The sequence below is a fragment of the Pseudorhodobacter turbinis genome, assembly GCF_005234135.1.
Classification (GTDB): Bacteria; Pseudomonadota; Alphaproteobacteria; order Rhodobacterales; family Rhodobacteraceae; genus Pseudorhodobacter; species Pseudorhodobacter turbinis.
Genome location: NZ_CP039964.1, coordinates 2,393,559 through 2,409,164, shown reverse-complemented (window position 1 = coordinate 2,409,164; position 15,606 = coordinate 2,393,559). Strand labels below are relative to the sequence as shown.

Sequence of the window (15,606 nt, the reverse complement as noted above, 5' to 3'; positions counted from 1 at the left end):
ATAATGAAATACAAAACCCAAAAGATCGCTCTGGCCTATTTCGTAACTGCAATGGCGCTTTTTGCCGTTCAGGTTACGCTTGGGCTTGTCATGGGCTGGATCTATGTCGACGGTAACTTCCTGACAGAGATTTTGCCCTTTAACGTGGCGCGTATGCTGCACACCAACAGTCTTATCGTCTGGCTTTTGCTGGGCTTTTTCGGCGCGGCCTATTACCTTGTGCCCGAGGAATCCGAGCAGGAAATCCATTCGACCAAGCTGGCCTATTTGCAGCTTGCGATCCTGATCATCGGCACCGCCGGTGTGGTCCTGACCTATACCTTCAACCTGTTTGAGGGCAATTTTATGCTGGGCAAAGAGGGGCGTGAGTTCCTTGAGCAACCCCGCTGGGTCAAGGTCGGCATCGTCGTGGCGGCATTGATCTTCCTTTACAACATCTCGATGACAGTGCTGAAGGGCAAGAAAACCGCGATCACCAATATCCTGATTTTGGGCCTGTGGTTGATCGCGCTGCTGTTCCTCTTTGCATTCTATAACCCCGATAACTTGGCACTCGACAAGCAATACTGGTGGTTCGTGATCCATCTCTGGGTTGAAGGCACTTGGGAGCTGGTGATGGCCTCTATCCTTGCCTTTTTGATGATGAAGCTGACAGGTGTTGACCGCGAGATCGTTGAGAAATGGCTCTATGTTATCGTGGCCACTGCGTTGTTTTCGGGCATCCTTGGCACGGGTCACCACTATTTCTTCATCGGGATGCCGGGCTATTGGCTCTGGATCGGGTCTATCTTCTCGACCTTTGAGGTGGTTCCTTTCTTTGGCATGATGGCGTTTGCCTTTGTCATGGTCTGGAAAGGCCGCCGCGATCACCCCAACAAGGCCGCTTTGCTCTGGTCTTTGGGCTGCGCCACACTTGCCTTCTTTGGTGCCGGCGTCTGGGGCTTTTTGCACACGCTGCACGGGGTAAACTATTACACCCACGGCACGCAGATCACCGCGGCCCACGGCCACCTTGCCTTCTTCGGGGCCTATGTCTCGCTGAACCTTGCGATCATCACCTATGCGATGCCGCAGCTTCTGGGCCGTGATCCCTATAATCAGGTGCTGAACATGGCGTCCTTCTGGCTGATGTCATCGGGGATGGTGTTTATGACCGTGACGCTGACGCTGGCCGGTACGGTGCAAACCCACCTGCAACGCGTGAACGGCGAGGCGTTCATGGATGTCCAAGACCAGCTCTGGATCTTCTTCGTCATGCGCTTTGGCTCTGGTGTGGCGGTTGTTCTGGGCGCGCTCTTGTTCCTCTATGCGGTGCTGCGGCCCCGCAAAGAGATCGTAAGCCCCGGCCCAATCGAACGTGACCGCCTGAAAAGCGATCCCGACCATATTGCAGCGGAGTGATGACAATGGACGGAACCCTGAACCTGAAGGGGGCGGCAGATGCCCCCTTCTACCTGCCGCAAAGCGATGAGTGCGATATCTTCGCTGCCGCTGCGGCCCATGATCTTCCGGTTTTGCTCAAGGGGCCAACCGGCTGTGGCAAGACGCGCTTTGTGGCCCATATGGCCGCACGGCTTGGCCGCCCGCTTTATACGGTGGCCTGCCATGATGATCTTTCCGCCGCCGATCTGATCGGTCGCTATCTGCTCAAGGGTGGTGAGACGGTTTGGGTCGATGGCCCCCTGACGCGTGCCGTACGCGAGGGTGCGATTTGCTATCTTGATGAGGTGGTCGAGGCGCGGCGCGATGTCACCGTCGTCTTGCACCCTTTGACCGATGACCGGCGCATCCTGCCCATCGACCGCACCGGCGAGGAATTGGTCGCAGCCCCCGGCTTTTTGCTGGTTGCCAGCTATAACCCCGGCTACCAGAACATCATGAAAACGCTCAAACCCTCCACCCGTCAGCGGTTTGTCAGCCTCGAATTCAATTTCCCCAAGATGGAACATGAAATCCCCGTTGTGGCCCGCGAATCCGGGCTGGACGCGGAACGGGTAAAGCCCCTTGTCCGCTTGGCCAACAAATTGCGCGCCATGAAAGGTCAGGACCTAGAGGAAGGGGTCTCCACCCGTCTTGTGGTCTATGCCGCCACGCTGATTGCGGGCGGAATGGCGATTGAGCGCGCGATCCAAACCGCAATGATCGAGCCTTTGACCGATGATGCGGATGTTAAGGCGGGGCTCCGCGATCTCGTGACTGCCGTTTTCGGGTGAGGCCGGTGATGTCACGGATCGAATTTGAACCATGGGAACCCGAAGAAACGATCGGGAAACTGTGGCACGCCTTTGCCAGTCGTCTGGACGCTGATCCCGTGCACGACGGAGCCCGTGTCCCACTGTCACAAGTGGGCGGACGGCTGGCAGTTCTTTTTCGCGGCCTGGGCGGTGATCCGGCGGTAGAGCTTAAACCCGTCACGGATGAGGTCAGCCACCACCGTCTCTCGCTCAAGCGCAAGCTGGGCACTTGGGCCGATGAGGCCCCGCGCGCCAGCTTTGACGGCGCCGCCCTGCGCCTGCCCGAATCTCTGGCGGTCTTTCCCGCGGCTGAGGCCAATGCCGCCCTTTACATCTGGCTTGCGGCCTGCGCGGCCCATGCGGGTGGCTTTGCGGCCAATGATGACAAGCTGCGCGCCGATCTCGCCGCTTTGTCGGCGGCACAGAAAATGGTTGCCGATACGCTGGAAAATGCCCCCGGCTTTCGCCCGCTTTACGCCGATCTGTGCGGGGCCATTCTGGCCACCCGCAAGACCCCGCGCCTGCCCGATGCAGAGCGCACCGTAGAGGCGGTTATCCTGCACATTCTGGGCGACCCTGCCCCGCTGTCGCCCAAGGCCGCGCGGATGCTGGCGGCGGTCACCTCCGGCGATCTGTCGGCCTACCGCGCCCCGCGCGGCTACCGCCCGTTCCGCCCCGTGGCGCTTTGGCCCGACCTGCGCAAGCTGGACCGATCCGAGGCCACGGTCGTCGAATCCCGCGAAACCGAAGGCACCCCCGAACAAGGCGATGCCGAGGGCCGCACCCGCCGCGCCAAGCGCCGCAAATCCGATCAGGCAGAACGTAACGACAGCTTTATCTTGCATAAGTTCGAGGCGATCCTGTCTTGGGCGGAATTCGTCAACCTCAATCGCCGCGTGGATGAGGATGATGACGACGACGCCAAAAAGGCCGCCGATGATCATGATGAAATCGGCCTTGGGCAGCTTTCCAAAGCACCCGCCACACGCCTGAAATTGCACCTCGACCTCGCCCCCGAGGATGTCGACCGCGAGTCCCTTTCGGGCATCAGCACCTATCCCGAATGGGATGTGCGGACGGGAACCTATCTGCCCGCACATGCGCGGGTTTTGTCCTCTGACATCGTGGCCCGCGCAGATGTATCACCGTTTCAGGATGACCCAGCCGCACAGGCCCGCATTCGCGCCGTTCGCCGCCAGTTTGAGGCTTTGCGCCCCAGCCGCATATCGACCCCCGGCCACCCCGAGGGCGAGGAACTGGATATGGACCGCACCGTGCGCGCTCAGGTCGATTTCATGGCAACGGGAGACGGCTCTGACCGGATATGGCGGCAAAGCCGGACCGAAAAACGCGATCTGGCGGTGTCAATCCTTTTGGATGTGTCGCGGTCAACCGAAAGCGCTATCCCCGGCCACGGCCACGGCGGCCGCGCGGTAATTGATGTTGAACGAGAGGCCCTGACCGCGCTGGCGTGGGGGCTGGATACCTGCGGCGATGATGTGGCGATCAACGCGTTTTCCTCGCTCAAGCGGGACCGGGTTTATGTGCAACGCGCGAAACGCTTTGATGAGAAGATGGGCCCCGGTGTGGAGGCGAAAATCGCCAGCCTGCGGCCGGGCCATTATACCCGTCTGGGGGCCGCAATCCGTCATGTCTCGGCGGAACTGGCCCAGCAAGGGCGCAAGCGGCGATTGCTTTTGGTGATCACCGATGGCAAGCCCAATGACCTTGACCATTACGAGGGCCGCCACGGGATTGAGGACAGCCGAATGGCCGTCCGCGAGGCGCGCCGCATGGGGCATTCGGTCTTTGGCATCACCGTGGACCGCGACGGCAAAAGCTGGTTCCCGCGCATCTTTGATCAGGGCGGTTTCACCCTGATCCCCGCGCCCGAAAAGCTGACCCAAGCCCTGCCGATGATTTACCGCCATTTGGTGATGGGATGACAGAATACGACCAAACCACAACCGAGCCGCCCATTTGGGAAAACCTGCCAGGTGATCTGATGATGTGGGTGCTGATTGTATCGGAACTCTTGGTCTTTGGCGCGGGGCTTGCGGTATTTATGTTCCTGCGGCTGATGGACCCTGCGGGCTTTGCCGAGGCACAAACCCATCTGCACCGCACAGGTGCGGGTATTGGCACCGTGGTTCTTGTCACCTCGGGCTGGCTGGCGGCATTGGCCGCCCATAGCACCGATAGGGTGTGGCGGTGCCGCGCGTTGCTGGCAGGTGCCACGCTGCTGGGGGCCGTGTTCATGGGCATTAAGGGCCAAGAATGGGCTGATCTTTTTGCCCAAGGCATCAGCTTTGAGACCCATGTGTTTTTCACCTTTTCCTTCATGCTAACCGGATTTCATGCCGCCCATGTCATCGCGGGCATGTTGTTGCTGGCGTTCGTCGCAATCCGCCCGACCCCGTCCAATGTCGAGGTTGGTGCCGCCTTTTGGCATATGGTCGATCTGGTCTGGATCTTGGTTTTTCCGGTGGTGTATCTGCTATGACCCTGACACGCGCATGGGCGATGTTGATCGCCCTTTCCATCCTGTCCACCGCCGTCGCCGCCCTCGGGCTAGAGGGGCGCTGGTTGGCATTAATCGTGCTGCCGCTGGCTTGGGCCAAGGCGCAGATCATCCTCAACCGTTATCTCGGGTTAAGCCAAGCCCCGGATATCGCGCGTGGTTTTGCGATATCACTGGGGCTTTTTATGCTGGTGTTGATCGGGCTGGCGGTGGTTGGCGCCGGTTAGGTCGGATCGCGAAAAGACGCCGCAAAGGGTTCGGGCAGGGCAAATTCCTTTAGTGCGCGCGCACGGCCCTTGGCCGACATTTTGCGCGCGGTTTTGGCGACAATACCCGGCAGCTCTTCGGCGGTGCGTTCGGCAGCAAAGGGTTCGAAATACCAGCGCAGGAAGGTGAAGCAAATCACGTCTTCTAGCGCCTGAACCTCAGCATCGCGCTTGATGCCTTCCTTGCGCAGCAAAACGCCGACACGCGCACATTCATCCGTGTCATAACCCGACTCGGCCATAATTTCTGCCACGCGCAGCCCGTGCAGCCGACCTTGTTCCTTGCGCCATGCGTGATAGCCCTCTTTGCCCGCCGGAAAATCACTGCGCAATAACAGCCAGCGTTCGATATGCTGGCCACGGGCGGCGATCGCCAGAACCTCGCTTGGCGCGGGCACCAGTTGCGCCAGTTCCACGCTCATCCGCTCGCCATAAAGCAGCGCTGCGGGGCGGCCACCCTCAAGCTTTGGATCGCGGGCGTTTGCGGCGTCGATCATCGCCAGCGCATGGGTCAGTCTGGTCATCAGCGCGCCCACGCTTGCGCAGGGTCCTGCTCGATATAGTCGCGCAACAGCGCTATATTTCCGATGATCGCCACATTTTGCTTGATCGTCACATCCTGCTCCTTCAACCGTGCAAACGCCCTGCTAAGGCTTTCGGGTTTCATCCCCAAACGTCCTGCAATCAGCACCTTGTCATAGGGCAGTGTCACCTCACAACGGCCTTCGCTGCAAGGGGCAAGTTCCAGCAAAAACTCTGCCACCCGCTGCGCACCGGTCTGCGCCTTCAAGGCCTCGATCTGCGCCACAAGCCCGTGCAGATGGGTGTAGGTCGCAGATAGCATCGAAATCGCGATTTCGGGGTTTTCACGCAGCAAGCGCAAAAAGACGCTGGCCTCAATCCGAATCAGCGTGCAATCGGTCACCGCCTCGGAGGCGACGGGATAGGTGGAATGGCGAAAGGCGACGGCCTCACCGAAACTATGGCCCTTGGTGAACACGCCGACCACCGCCTCGGCCCCGTTGGGCGCGATGCGGTACAGCTTTACCCAGCCTTCGGCCACGATATAGATCGCGCTTGCCCGCTCTCCTTGCAAGAAAATGCAGGTACCGCGGTCATATTGGCGCACATGTGATGCAGCCAGCAGCACCTCGACCACATTGGCCGGGGCAGAGGAAAACAGAACAGACTGGCGGGCAAGCTGAATATGTTCGGGCTTCATCGGGCCAAACTCCTTTTGTTAAGAAATCCTAACAGAGCCGATGCCACAGTGCGACAGCGAAACCGGAAAACAAAAGAATTGGTCGCATCACAGCCGCAGATCGTATCGCCCCATCTGGACAGGCGGCCCATCACACCCTATCTGACAAGAATGGTAAAACACAGCGACCCAAATTCCAAACTTATCGCCGAAAACCGCCGTGCGCGGTTCGATTTCGCGATTTCGGATGACATTGAGGTCGGCATCATGCTGCTGGGATCAGAAGTGAAATCCATGCGGCAGGGCGGGGCGAATATCGCCGAAAGCTATGCCAGCGTCGAGGATGGGGGGCTGTGGCTGATCAACAGCTATATCGCGCCCTATATGCAGGCCAAAACCTGGGGCCATGAAGAACGCCGCAAGCGCAAGCTGTTGGTATCGCGCCGGGAACTTGCGCGGCTGTGGAACGCTACCGCGCGTGAGGGCATGACGATTGTGCCGCTAAAGATGTATTTCAACGAGCGTGGCATGGTGAAGCTGAAAATCGGCATCGCCAAGGGCAAGAAAAACGCCGACAAGCGCGAAACCTCGGCCAAGCGCGACTGGAACCGGCAAAAAGCGCGGTTGATGAAGCAAAACAACCAATAGGCCGGTTTTGAAAAGCTCCGGCCTTGCCACAGGGCTTCTATCCGCTATACCCAAGACTTGCAGATCAGGAGCCGAAAATATGACCCCCGCACCGCAAGATGACCCCAAAACGCTGGTTTCCACCGAGTGGCTGGCCCAGCATATAAATGATCCGGATTTGCGGATCATCGATGCCTCTTGGCATATGGAGGCCACTGGCCGCGATGCGAAGGCGGAATACGCTGCCGCCCATATCCCCGGCGCGCGGTTCTTTGATATTGATGATATTTCCGATCACCGCTCCGAATTGCCCCATATGGCGCCACCGGTTGAAAAATTCATCAGCCGGATGCGCGCGATGGGTGTGGGCGACGGGCATCAGGTGGTAATCTATGATACCTCGGGCCTGTTTTCCGCCGCGCGGGTGTGGTGGACGTTTCGCTTGATGGGCAAGATGGATGTTGCCGTTCTGGACGGCGGTTTGCCCAAATGGCAGGCCGAGGGCCGTGAGATCGAGGACATGCCAACGATGGTCCGCGACCGCCACATCACCGTGCAGCGTCAGTCAGGTCTGGTGAAGGATGTCACGCAAGTCGCCCAAGCCTCCAAGCTGGCCGAGACCGAGATTATCGATGCCCGCGCCGCCAACCGTTTCAAAGGGGAGGCCGCCGAGCCGCGCCCCGGTCTGCGCGCAGGCCACATCCCCAATTCCAAGAACCTGCCCTTTGCGAATTTGCTGAATGCCAATGGCACGATGAAGGCCCCTGATGCGCTGAAATCAGCCTTTACGGCGGCCGGAATTGATCTGTCCAAACCCGCGATCACCACCTGCGGATCGGGCATAACTGCGGCGATTTTGTCGCTGGCGCTGGAGCGTATCGGCCACCGCAACCATTCTCTTTATGACGGGTCCTGGACCGAATGGGGTATGTTCGAAGACCTACCCCTCGCCAAGGGCTAACCCCACAACCGTTTGTATAAAAAGGCAAATCCGATGCTGAACGCCCTTCGCCCACAGCCGCAAGACAAGATTCTGCAACTTATCCAGATGTATAAGGAAGATCCGCGCGACGCCAAGATCGACCTTGGCGTTGGCGTCTATAAGGATGCAAACGGGCTGACGCCGGTGATGCGCGCGATCAAGACCGCCGAGAAACAGCTGTGGGAATCGGAAACGACCAAATCCTATACCAACCTCTCGGGTGATCCGGCCTATACTGCTGCGATGCAGGACCTGATTTTGGGCGATAGCGTAACGTCAGACCGGCTTTCGGCCATCGCGACCCCCGGCGGTACCGGTGCGATCCGTCAGGCGCTGGAGCTTGTGAAGATCGCCAACCCCGATGCGACGATCTGGCTGTCCAACCCCACTTGGCCCAACCACCCGTCGATCATCAAATTCCTTGGCCTGCCAATCGCCGAGTACCGCTATTTCGACGCGGAAAGCCGTGGCGTGGATTTCGACGGTATGCTGGCCGATCTGGCACGGGCGAAAAAGGGCGATATGGTGTTGCTGCACGCCTGCTGCCACAATCCGACAGGGGCCAACCTGACCTTGCCGCAATGGTCTGTTGTGGCTGATTTGCTGGAGAAAACCGGCGCGATTCCTTTTATCGACAACGCCTATCAGGGCTTTGGCGACGGGCTGGATGAGGATGCTGCGGGCCTTCGCCTGCTGGCCTCGCGGCTGCCGGAGCTGCTGATCGCGGCGTCTTGCTCCAAGAACTTCGGCATCTACCGTGAGCGGACCGGCATCCTGATCGCCGTCGCCCCCAATGCGGAAATGCACGGCGTGGTGCAGCAAAACCTCGCCTTCCTCAACCGCCAAAATTTCAGCTTCCCGCCCGATCATGGTGCGCGGCTGGTCTCGATGATCCTGACCGATCCCGCCCTGCGCGCCGATTGGCAACAAGAGCTGGAAGCCGTGCGCCTCAACATGCTGAGCTTGCGCGAATCCCTTGCGTCAGAGCTGCAACGTCTGTCGGGGTCGGATCGTTTCGGCTTCTTGGCCCAGCATCGAGGGATGTTCTCGCGGGTCGGTGCCACACCCGAACAGGTCGAGGCCCTGCGCCGCGATCACGGCGTCTATATGGTTGGGGACAGCCGGATGAACATCGCGGGCCTGAACGCGCAAAGCGTGCCGGTGCTTGCCAAGGCCATTATCGACGTCGGTGTCTGAATGTTTGATGCCGTTATCTTTGATCTTGACGGCACCCTTCTGGACACCGAGGCGCTAAGTCAGGCGGCGGGCATTGCCGCCTTTGCCGATCACGGGCTGGCGGTGGACCCCGCCTTTTTGCACAGCCTGATCGGCCATGACGATGTGACGGGGGCGGGCCTTATCCGCGCCCGTTTCCCCGGCCTGAATTTCGCGGGGCTTGCAACAGCTTGGTCCAAACGAATCACCGTGCTTTACGCGGATGGCATCCCGCTCAAGCCCGGTACCCATCAGCTTTTGGCGGCACTGCGGCAGCCTTTAGCACTGGCGACCTCGTCAACCCGCACGCAATTGGACCTCAAGCTTTCGGTCACGGATATCGCGCCCTATTTCCGGCATATCGTCTGTGTTGATGATGTCCAAAAACCCAAACCCGCACCAGAACCCTATCTGCTGGCCGCCAAACGTTTGGGCGTGGATCCGGCCCGCTGTGTGGCCTTTGAAGACAGCGAAACCGGCGCGCAATCGGCGCATCTTGCGGGGATGACCGTGGTGCAAGTGCCCGATATCAACCCCGCCTCGGGGCGCTTTGCGCATCTGGTCGCCCCCGACCTTTTGACCGGCGCACGCGAAATCGGTTTGCTGCCCAAGTGATCTTGCCAATCCTGTTTACCGCTCCTATATAGAGGGTGAGGGGTTGGCGCGGGCAAGTGCCTCGCCAACTTGGTCAGGTCCGGAAGGAAGCAGCCACAACGAGCCCCACTTGGGTCGATGTCCAGCCTCTCACCCTACTACCTCCCATCCCATTGAAAATGCAGAGAAGCCCTACTTTATAAGGGCGCTCGCTACAAAACCTGCTACAAGATCTGCTACAAAGCATGTGATTGAGTCGGTTATGAAATACGTTCAACAGGTCAGAGGAAAGTGGATCGTTCGTGTCACGGTGCCGCCGGAACTACGGGCGATCATTGGGCAACGAGAATTAGTGGAAAGAGACTTGCCGTCAGACACCCGAACGCGAGAAAAGATGGCGCACGGAATACTCAATCGATTCTTTGCCACAATCGACAAAGCGCGGGAAATTTTCGAAACGCGCAAGAATTCGCCTCCCATCGCGCTATCGGATGCTGCCAAGAGACACTACTCGGTCACGATTGCACAAGATGAACTAAAGCGCGCATCGATGCCAACACCAACCGATATTCAGTCCGAAAAGGACCGGGCGCTCGATATGCTTGCTCAAGAGCAACGCGAGCACCGCCAGACCGCAACCTCAGTTATTAATGCGACAACCGGCTTCGAACTGATGGCAGGAGCACGTTCCTTTGACCACAACAACAGGGTACGACGGCTTACGGCTCTTCGTGCAAGCTTCAGAACGGGTGAAACGCGTTGGATCGAACCTGCCGTGCAACAATACATCAAAGACAATCATTACGATGTGCAGCCTGACACGCGGGCATGGCGGGATCTGGCCGATGCATTTGCCCGCGCTGAGATCGAAGCATTGGAACGAACTCTAGAACGCGATCGCGGTAACTTTTCTGGTTGCGCTTCGGACCCATTGCTAACAGCGCCTGCGACAGAGCCTGACATCAATAGTCCGGTGGATACACTCGACGGCAAGAGCATGCTTCTCAGCGAAGCTCTGAGCGCCTTCCATAATGAACGAACAGCCGGAGGCCATTCGTTGGCGGCGAAAACAATGGGTGAGCACCGGAATGCAGTGCGTATGTTCAAGGAATTTATCGGAGCGGATATCGCGGTCGATGCCATTACGAAGAAACACCTAATTGAATACAAGAATGCTCTTATTAAGACACCCAACCGCTACACGATGCGATTTCCCGGCCTGACCCTACCGGAAGCGATCAAGGCTAATGCAAAGCGTCCAGAACCATTTTCTACATTGGCATCGAAGACAGTGAACATGAAGTGGCTCTCGCATCTTTCGGGCATCCTGAACTGGGCACAGGAGAACGGTCATATAGAATTCAACCCGGCAAAAGGTGTTCGCGTGGACACTGGGAGAAAGACGCACCACGAACCCTCTCGCCTCGCTTTCACCAAATCTGAACTCTACGAAATTTTCGGGCATTCTATGTTCGCAGACAGGTCGGCTTACGGCCTGAAGCAATGGGCATTGCTGATTATGCTTTACACCGGCGTGCGCAACTCCTCAGAAATGGCACGTATGAAGCTTGAGTACATATACATCGAACAGGGTATACCGGTGTTCGATCTAGCCGACGCATCGAAGAACCAAGGCAGCAAGCGCCTCGTACCCATTCACAACGATCTCGTGCGCCTCGGCTTTCTCGATCATGTTGAGGCTTTAAAGAAACGCGGCGAGACCCTCTTGTTCCCAGAATGGGCGCAACGACCAGACAAAGTTAATGATTGGTTTAATGACGTCTACCTCGTCTCACTCGGGTTAAAGACTAAGAAAAAGGTTTTCTACTGCTTCCGACACACCCTCGCGACCGAACTCGCGCGTGCTGGCGTTCCTCGAGAACTGTCGAAGATGATTTCAGGTCATGCTCCACAAGAGGTCGCCTCAGTCTATATTCAGGCGTCGCCCATCAAGCTAATGGCGACGGAATTAAACAAGGTGAAATTCGACCTGCCAATCCCCGGATTATAACTTAGCTACACACTTCGATCCAACACTCGAATGCCCGCAGATACGTTGAGCAACCGCTTCAATCTTCGCTTATGTCACCGATCCCTTCGTCAAACACCGACAGCAGGTTCTGCATGCCGGTGATGATGCGCTCCACGGTCGCTTTGCGTTTCAGAATACTGGGTTTTTCAGTCATGCACGCCACAATCTCATCACCAAGTGGCGCTTTGCCGGTATAGATCATCTGTCCGAACAGGTTACCGAACGCGGTTTGCTCAAGATGTTCGGTCGTGCAAAACCTAGCGAACGCGAGGTCACGTTCTTTGATCCAGTAGGCTGAGAACGCGGCGCTCACGTCGTCATCAGGCCCGAGCATCGGAAGGGTCTGGTCAATGAAGCGGCTTATAAGATCGCGCTTGTCGCGCAATTGCGTCTCGGACAGCAGAAGATCAAAGATGCGTTTGCGTTGAACCTTCGCTTTTGCGTTTGAAACTGTGCCTTCGTGTATCGATGCGTTCAAAGATGCCAGCAGAGCTACGATATAGGCGACATTGATGTCGTCGCGCCGGATCAATTCCAACTCGAAATCGAGATCATCCAGCGGCGACGGTTTGTCTTCTTTTTGCTCTTTGTTCTTTTGCGCAATGTCGAGGTATTTTGATTTGAACTCTTCAAAAGCCTGAGACTCGATCGCTAGGTCGTCAGGTTTGAACTCTGAGTAGCTGGCAAGCACGTTACGTATGCGCATCAACTCGCGGAAGCGTTTGACGAATTCGGCTTCAGCTTCTTCATGTGGCAGGTCATCCACGTCGTCCGGTGTGGGCGTCAGTTCAAGTAGCGCATGTACTGCGACTGTGAATTTTTCTAACTGTTCTTCATAGGTGCCAACCAAGATCGTCTCGCGGGCATTCTTGTCCGCAAACAGCGCGATAGCTTCGTCGGTGCGTTCTTTGAGATCACGAAAGCAGACGATGTTCCCTTGGCTCTTTTCCTGACCCAGCGTGCGGTTGGTACGCGAGAAGGCTTGTATTAGCCCGTGAAATTTCAGGTTCTTGTCGACGTAAAGCGTGTTGAGTGTCTTTGCGTCAAAACCGGTCAGGAACATATTAACGACAAGCAGGATGTCTATACCCGCGTCCGGTGTGAAGTCCTTCTTGTCGCGGAACTTCATACGCTTCGACAGGGCACGATAGTAAGTGTAGAAGCCGCCACCATCCATCACGGACTCATTGGTGCCGTAGCGGGCGTTGTAGTCGGTGACATACTCAACCAGCTTGTCGCGTCGGGGTATTTGCGCAGGTGACGCGTTGCCGGTTGGGAAGTCGGTCTCGGGGATCAAGTCATCCGCTTCGGGATCGGCTTCGTTGGCAGCATAGGTGAAGATCGTCGCGACTTTCAGGTCATGCGCTCCAGCTCTTCGCTTTGCTTCAAAGCAGTCGTAATAGCGCATCAGCCCGTCGACCGAGCCGACACACATCATCGCACCGAATTGGCGCTGTCTTGTCTTACGGTCATGGTTTTCGATCACCCAATCGACGACCTTATCGATGCGCCTCGGGTCTTCCATCACCTCGCGCGACGCCAGTTGCTTTTCACGCTCAGCGCGTGCAGTTGCGTCTTCGCTAGGGATCGCGGGTGACGTGGACATATATTCGACCGAGAAGCGCAAGACGTTCTCATCGCGGATCGCATCGGTGATGACATAGGTGTGCAACCGCTTGCCGAACAAGTCCGCGGTGGTGCGTCGCCCGACCGAGTTGTCAGCGAAAATCGGTGTGCCGGTAAAGCCGAACATCTGCACGCGTGAGAAGTACTCTCGGATCTTGCGATGTGCTTCACCGAACTGACTACGGTGGCATTCATCGAAGATCATCACGACACGACCGTCTTTGATCGACTGCAAAGCCGCGTTGAACCGTTCGCTTGAAATCGCTGTGTTCAGCTTTTGGATCGTGGTGATGATCAGCTTGCGACCTGGCTCGTTGAATTGCCGTACCAGCGCGCGGGTGTCGTCGGTGCCATCGACCGAGCCGGGGGAGAAGAAGTTGAACTCTTGTGTGGTCTGGTAATCCAAGTCGGCACGGTCCACGACGAACAGTACCTTCTCGACCTTGGGGTTCTCACACAAGTTTTGCGCCGCCTTGAAGCTCGTCAGCGTCTTACCTGACCCTGTGGTATGCCAGACATAGCCATTGTCGCGACCCTGCTCCACACGCGCTGTGATAGCCTCTACGGCGTAGTACTGGTACGGACGCAGCACCATCAGGATCTGGTCGCTTTCGTGCAGCACAACGTATTTCGCGATCATCTTTGACAGATGGCATTTTTCAAGAAAGAAATCTGCGAAAGGCTCCAGCCGGTTGATCGCTTTGTTATCGACATCCGACCATGTGAAGGTTTGCTTGAAGCTCTGGCTGCGGTTGTTCGCGTAATAGCGCGTGTTTACCCCGTTCGAGATGACGAACACCTGCACGAACTGAAACAACCCACCCGCTGCGGTAAAGCTGTCACGTTGATACCGGTTGATCTGATCAAATGCCGCCTTCAGCTCGACACCACGGCGCTTCAGCTCGATCTGACACAACGGTAGCCCGTTCACCAACAAGGTTACGTCATAGCGGTTCTTACGGCGCCCTGTCAGCCCGATCTGTGTCGCGACCTGATAGCGGTTACGACACCAGTGCTCTGCATTCATGAACTGCACGTAGTGGCTCGACCCATCGTCGCGCGTCATCTGAAAGCGGTCGCGTAGGGTGTGCGCCTTGGCAAACACATTGCCCTTTTCCAGATGGTTGCGGATTTTGACAAACTCCGCTGTCGAATAGGTGGTGCCGTTATGCGCACCCAACTCCGAACGTAGGTTCTCCCACAATGCTGCCTCATCCGCCAACCGCACTGGAATCCAGCCTTTCGCCTTCAAGCGTTCGATCAGACTGGTCTCTAACTGCGCTTCGGACTGGATGGTCATCTACACGTGCCCCTCAGGTGCTTTTCTTCGCCAACGCTTCAATAATGCGAAAATCGTCTTCATCAGCTTCAACCGCATCTGCCGACCGTCTAGCGATATCGAACATCGCATAAGCGTCGTCAGCCAGCCTCTGTGCCACCTCCATGCGCAGCTTGCCTGCATGGGTCAACACATCGCGGTCGTTGAAGTTCAGGAACGCATCCAGCTTTTCCACCCATACCGCCATTGTCACCGCGCTGCGTCGTTTCGCTTGGTCCTCGGCGTAATCAAGATACATCGTCACAATCCGGTTCAACTCTTCGACCTCAGCAGCCGCAAGATAGTTCTTGGCAGTACCAACATCCCCCTTACGGACCACGTTACCCTTCCAGCTGGTCAAGCCCATGTTTTGCGCATCCGGTTTGACACGGGCGGCTATGATCTCCGCCGCCGTCATTCCCGTCACCGCCCAAAGCATCTTGTTCTGCACCTTCTGAAAGAACAGTTGCGCGGTGTCCGACCCTTTGTCGTAATCAACGGCGGTGGTGAACAGGTCTTTGATCTTTTGATAGAACCGCTTTTCCGAGGCGCGGATATCGCGGATGCGCGCAAGCCACTCGTCGAAATAATCCCATTGGTCAGCCGCTTTCAGCTTCGCGTCGTCCATCGCAAAACCTTTGACCAAGTAGTCTTGCAAGATCGTATTCGCCCAACGCCGGAACTGTGTTCCACGCGCGGAACGCACACGAAAGCCAACCGCAAGGATCATATCGAGACTATAGTGCAAGGTGCGATAGGTTTTGCCATCGGCGGCAGTTGTCAAGTATTCCTTGACAACTGACCCTTCCACCAACTCGCCGTCAGCAAAGATATTCCGCAGGTGCAGGCTGATGTTCTGCTTGGTGGTGTCAAACAATTGCGCCATCTCGGCTTGGGTCAGCCAGACAGTGCCGTCTACCGCGTGCAGGCTGATCTGCGCGCGACCGTCTTCGGTTTGATAGAGGATCACTTCACCGCTCATAACGCGCC

The 15,606-nt window shown here is 57.3% G+C and carries 14 protein-coding genes and 1 other RNA gene; 11 read left to right on the top strand and 4 right to left on the bottom strand.

The features are described 5' to 3' along the window. The first annotated feature begins 3 nt into the window (after positions 1–3). From EOK75_RS11545 to EOK75_RS11525, 5 genes are read left to right on the top strand one after another with little or no spacing between them, the layout of a single operon-like run. Positions 4–1,401 carry a cbb3-type cytochrome c oxidase subunit I gene (locus EOK75_RS11545; protein ID WP_137194090.1) on the top strand — a complete coding sequence of 466 codons (1,398 nt, stop codon included), beginning with the start codon at positions 4–6 and terminating at the stop codon, positions 1,399–1,401. Between the two features lie 5 nt (positions 1,402–1,406). After that, complete coding sequence (locus EOK75_RS11540; RefSeq protein WP_420821910.1) at positions 1,407–2,213, top strand: CbbQ/NirQ/NorQ/GpvN family protein; 807 nt, start codon at positions 1,407–1,409, stop codon at positions 2,211–2,213. Between the two features lie 8 nt (positions 2,214–2,221). Next, positions 2,222–4,180, top strand: a complete 1,959-nt coding sequence (locus EOK75_RS11535; protein WP_137194088.1) for a nitric oxide reductase activation protein NorD — start codon at positions 2,222–2,224, stop codon at positions 4,178–4,180. Beyond that, positions 4,177–4,737, top strand: coding sequence for a cytochrome c oxidase subunit 3 (locus tag EOK75_RS11530; RefSeq protein ID WP_240793970.1), 561 nt, complete (start codon positions 4,177–4,179; stop codon positions 4,735–4,737). The genes EOK75_RS11535 and EOK75_RS11530 overlap by 4 nt, the downstream gene beginning before the upstream one ends. Next, positions 4,734–4,982, top strand: a complete 249-nt coding sequence (locus EOK75_RS11525; protein WP_137194087.1) for a cytochrome C oxidase subunit IV family protein — start codon at positions 4,734–4,736, stop codon at positions 4,980–4,982. Before EOK75_RS11530 ends, EOK75_RS11525 begins: the two co-directional genes overlap by 4 nt. Here EOK75_RS11525 and EOK75_RS11520 read toward each other — a convergent pair. Both EOK75_RS11520 and EOK75_RS11515 read right to left on the bottom strand, forming a co-directional pair. After that, positions 4,979–5,545, bottom strand: coding sequence for a DUF4202 domain-containing protein (locus tag EOK75_RS11520; protein ID WP_137194086.1), 567 nt, complete (start codon positions 5,543–5,545; stop codon positions 4,979–4,981). The two genes, EOK75_RS11525 and EOK75_RS11520, sit on opposite strands and share 4 nt — an antisense overlap. Then, entirely contained in the window at positions 5,545–6,243 is a 699-nt protein-coding gene (locus EOK75_RS11515; RefSeq protein WP_137194085.1) for a Crp/Fnr family transcriptional regulator, read from the bottom strand. Before EOK75_RS11515 ends, EOK75_RS11520 begins: the two co-directional genes overlap by 1 nt. Positions 6,244–6,393: 150 nt before the next feature. On the opposite strand from EOK75_RS11515, the gene smpB reads away from it, so the two are divergent. From smpB to EOK75_RS11485, 6 genes are all read left to right on the top strand, one after another. Continuing rightward, complete coding sequence (gene smpB / locus EOK75_RS11510; RefSeq protein WP_137194084.1) at positions 6,394–6,870, top strand: SsrA-binding protein SmpB; 477 nt, start codon at positions 6,394–6,396, stop codon at positions 6,868–6,870. A 79-nt stretch (positions 6,871–6,949) separates the two neighbouring features. After that, positions 6,950–7,810, top strand: a complete 861-nt coding sequence (sseA, locus tag EOK75_RS11505) for a 3-mercaptopyruvate sulfurtransferase (RefSeq protein ID WP_137194083.1) — start codon at positions 6,950–6,952, stop codon at positions 7,808–7,810. Between the two features lie 33 nt (positions 7,811–7,843). Continuing rightward, positions 7,844–9,028 (top strand): amino acid aminotransferase, encoded by a 1,185-nt coding sequence (locus EOK75_RS11500; protein WP_137194082.1) that lies wholly within the window; start codon positions 7,844–7,846, stop codon positions 9,026–9,028. Continuing rightward, positions 9,029–9,661 carry an HAD family hydrolase gene (locus tag EOK75_RS11495; protein ID WP_137194081.1) on the top strand — a complete coding sequence of 211 codons (633 nt, stop codon included), beginning with the start codon at positions 9,029–9,031 and terminating at the stop codon, positions 9,659–9,661. A gap of 36 nt (positions 9,662–9,697) precedes the next feature. Beyond that, an RNA gene (gene ffs, locus EOK75_RS11490) (signal recognition particle sRNA small type) lies at positions 9,698–9,796 on the top strand. Between the two features lie 106 nt (positions 9,797–9,902). Further along, the gene (locus EOK75_RS11485; RefSeq protein WP_137194080.1) at positions 9,903–11,651 is read left to right on the top strand and encodes a site-specific integrase; all 1,749 of its coding nucleotides are present in this window, start codon (positions 9,903–9,905) and stop codon (positions 11,649–11,651) included. Positions 11,652–11,709: 58 nt separating this feature from the next. Here the strand turns inward: EOK75_RS11485 and EOK75_RS11480 are convergent, their stop codons facing one another. Together EOK75_RS11480 and EOK75_RS11475 are read right to left on the bottom strand one after the other, a co-directional pair. Then, on the bottom strand, positions 11,710–14,598 hold the full coding sequence (locus EOK75_RS11480; protein ID WP_137194079.1) for a type I restriction endonuclease subunit R: 2,889 nt from the start codon (positions 14,596–14,598) through the stop codon (positions 11,710–11,712). Positions 14,599–14,611: 13 nt separating this feature from the next. After that, positions 14,612–15,598: a virulence RhuM family protein gene (locus tag EOK75_RS11475; protein WP_137194078.1), complete on the bottom strand. Its 987-nt coding sequence runs from the start codon at positions 15,596–15,598 to the stop codon at positions 14,612–14,614. Positions 15,599–15,606 lie beyond the last annotated feature (8 nt).

What these genes read in the sequence shown, in the direction of transcription:
- EOK75_RS11545 (WP_137194090.1), top strand. Translation starts at nt 4, where the DNA reads ATGAAATACAAAACCCAAAAGATCGCTCTGGCCTATTTCGTAACTGCA.
- EOK75_RS11540 (WP_420821910.1), top strand. Translation starts at nt 1,407, where the DNA reads ATGGACGGAACCCTGAACCTGAAGGGGGCGGCAGATGCCCCCTTCTAC.
- EOK75_RS11535 (WP_137194088.1), top strand. Translation starts at nt 2,222, where the DNA reads ATGTCACGGATCGAATTTGAACCATGGGAACCCGAAGAAACGATCGGG.
- EOK75_RS11530 (WP_240793970.1), top strand. Translation starts at nt 4,177, where the DNA reads ATGACAGAATACGACCAAACCACAACCGAGCCGCCCATTTGGGAAAAC.
- EOK75_RS11525 (WP_137194087.1), top strand. Translation starts at nt 4,734, where the DNA reads ATGACCCTGACACGCGCATGGGCGATGTTGATCGCCCTTTCCATCCTG.
- EOK75_RS11520 (WP_137194086.1), bottom strand. Translation starts at nt 5,545, where the DNA reads ATGACCAGACTGACCCATGCGCTGGCGATGATCGACGCCGCAAACGCC.
- EOK75_RS11515 (WP_137194085.1), bottom strand. Translation starts at nt 6,243, where the DNA reads ATGAAGCCCGAACATATTCAGCTTGCCCGCCAGTCTGTTCTGTTTTCC.
- smpB (WP_137194084.1), top strand. Translation starts at nt 6,394, where the DNA reads ATGGTAAAACACAGCGACCCAAATTCCAAACTTATCGCCGAAAACCGC.
- sseA (WP_137194083.1), top strand. Translation starts at nt 6,950, where the DNA reads ATGACCCCCGCACCGCAAGATGACCCCAAAACGCTGGTTTCCACCGAG.
- EOK75_RS11500 (WP_137194082.1), top strand. Translation starts at nt 7,844, where the DNA reads ATGCTGAACGCCCTTCGCCCACAGCCGCAAGACAAGATTCTGCAACTT.
- EOK75_RS11495 (WP_137194081.1), top strand. Translation starts at nt 9,029, where the DNA reads ATGTTTGATGCCGTTATCTTTGATCTTGACGGCACCCTTCTGGACACC.
- EOK75_RS11485 (WP_137194080.1), top strand. Translation starts at nt 9,903, where the DNA reads ATGAAATACGTTCAACAGGTCAGAGGAAAGTGGATCGTTCGTGTCACG.
- EOK75_RS11480 (WP_137194079.1), bottom strand. Translation starts at nt 14,598, where the DNA reads ATGACCATCCAGTCCGAAGCGCAGTTAGAGACCAGTCTGATCGAACGC.
- EOK75_RS11475 (WP_137194078.1), bottom strand. Translation starts at nt 15,598, where the DNA reads ATGAGCGGTGAAGTGATCCTCTATCAAACCGAAGACGGTCGCGCGCAG.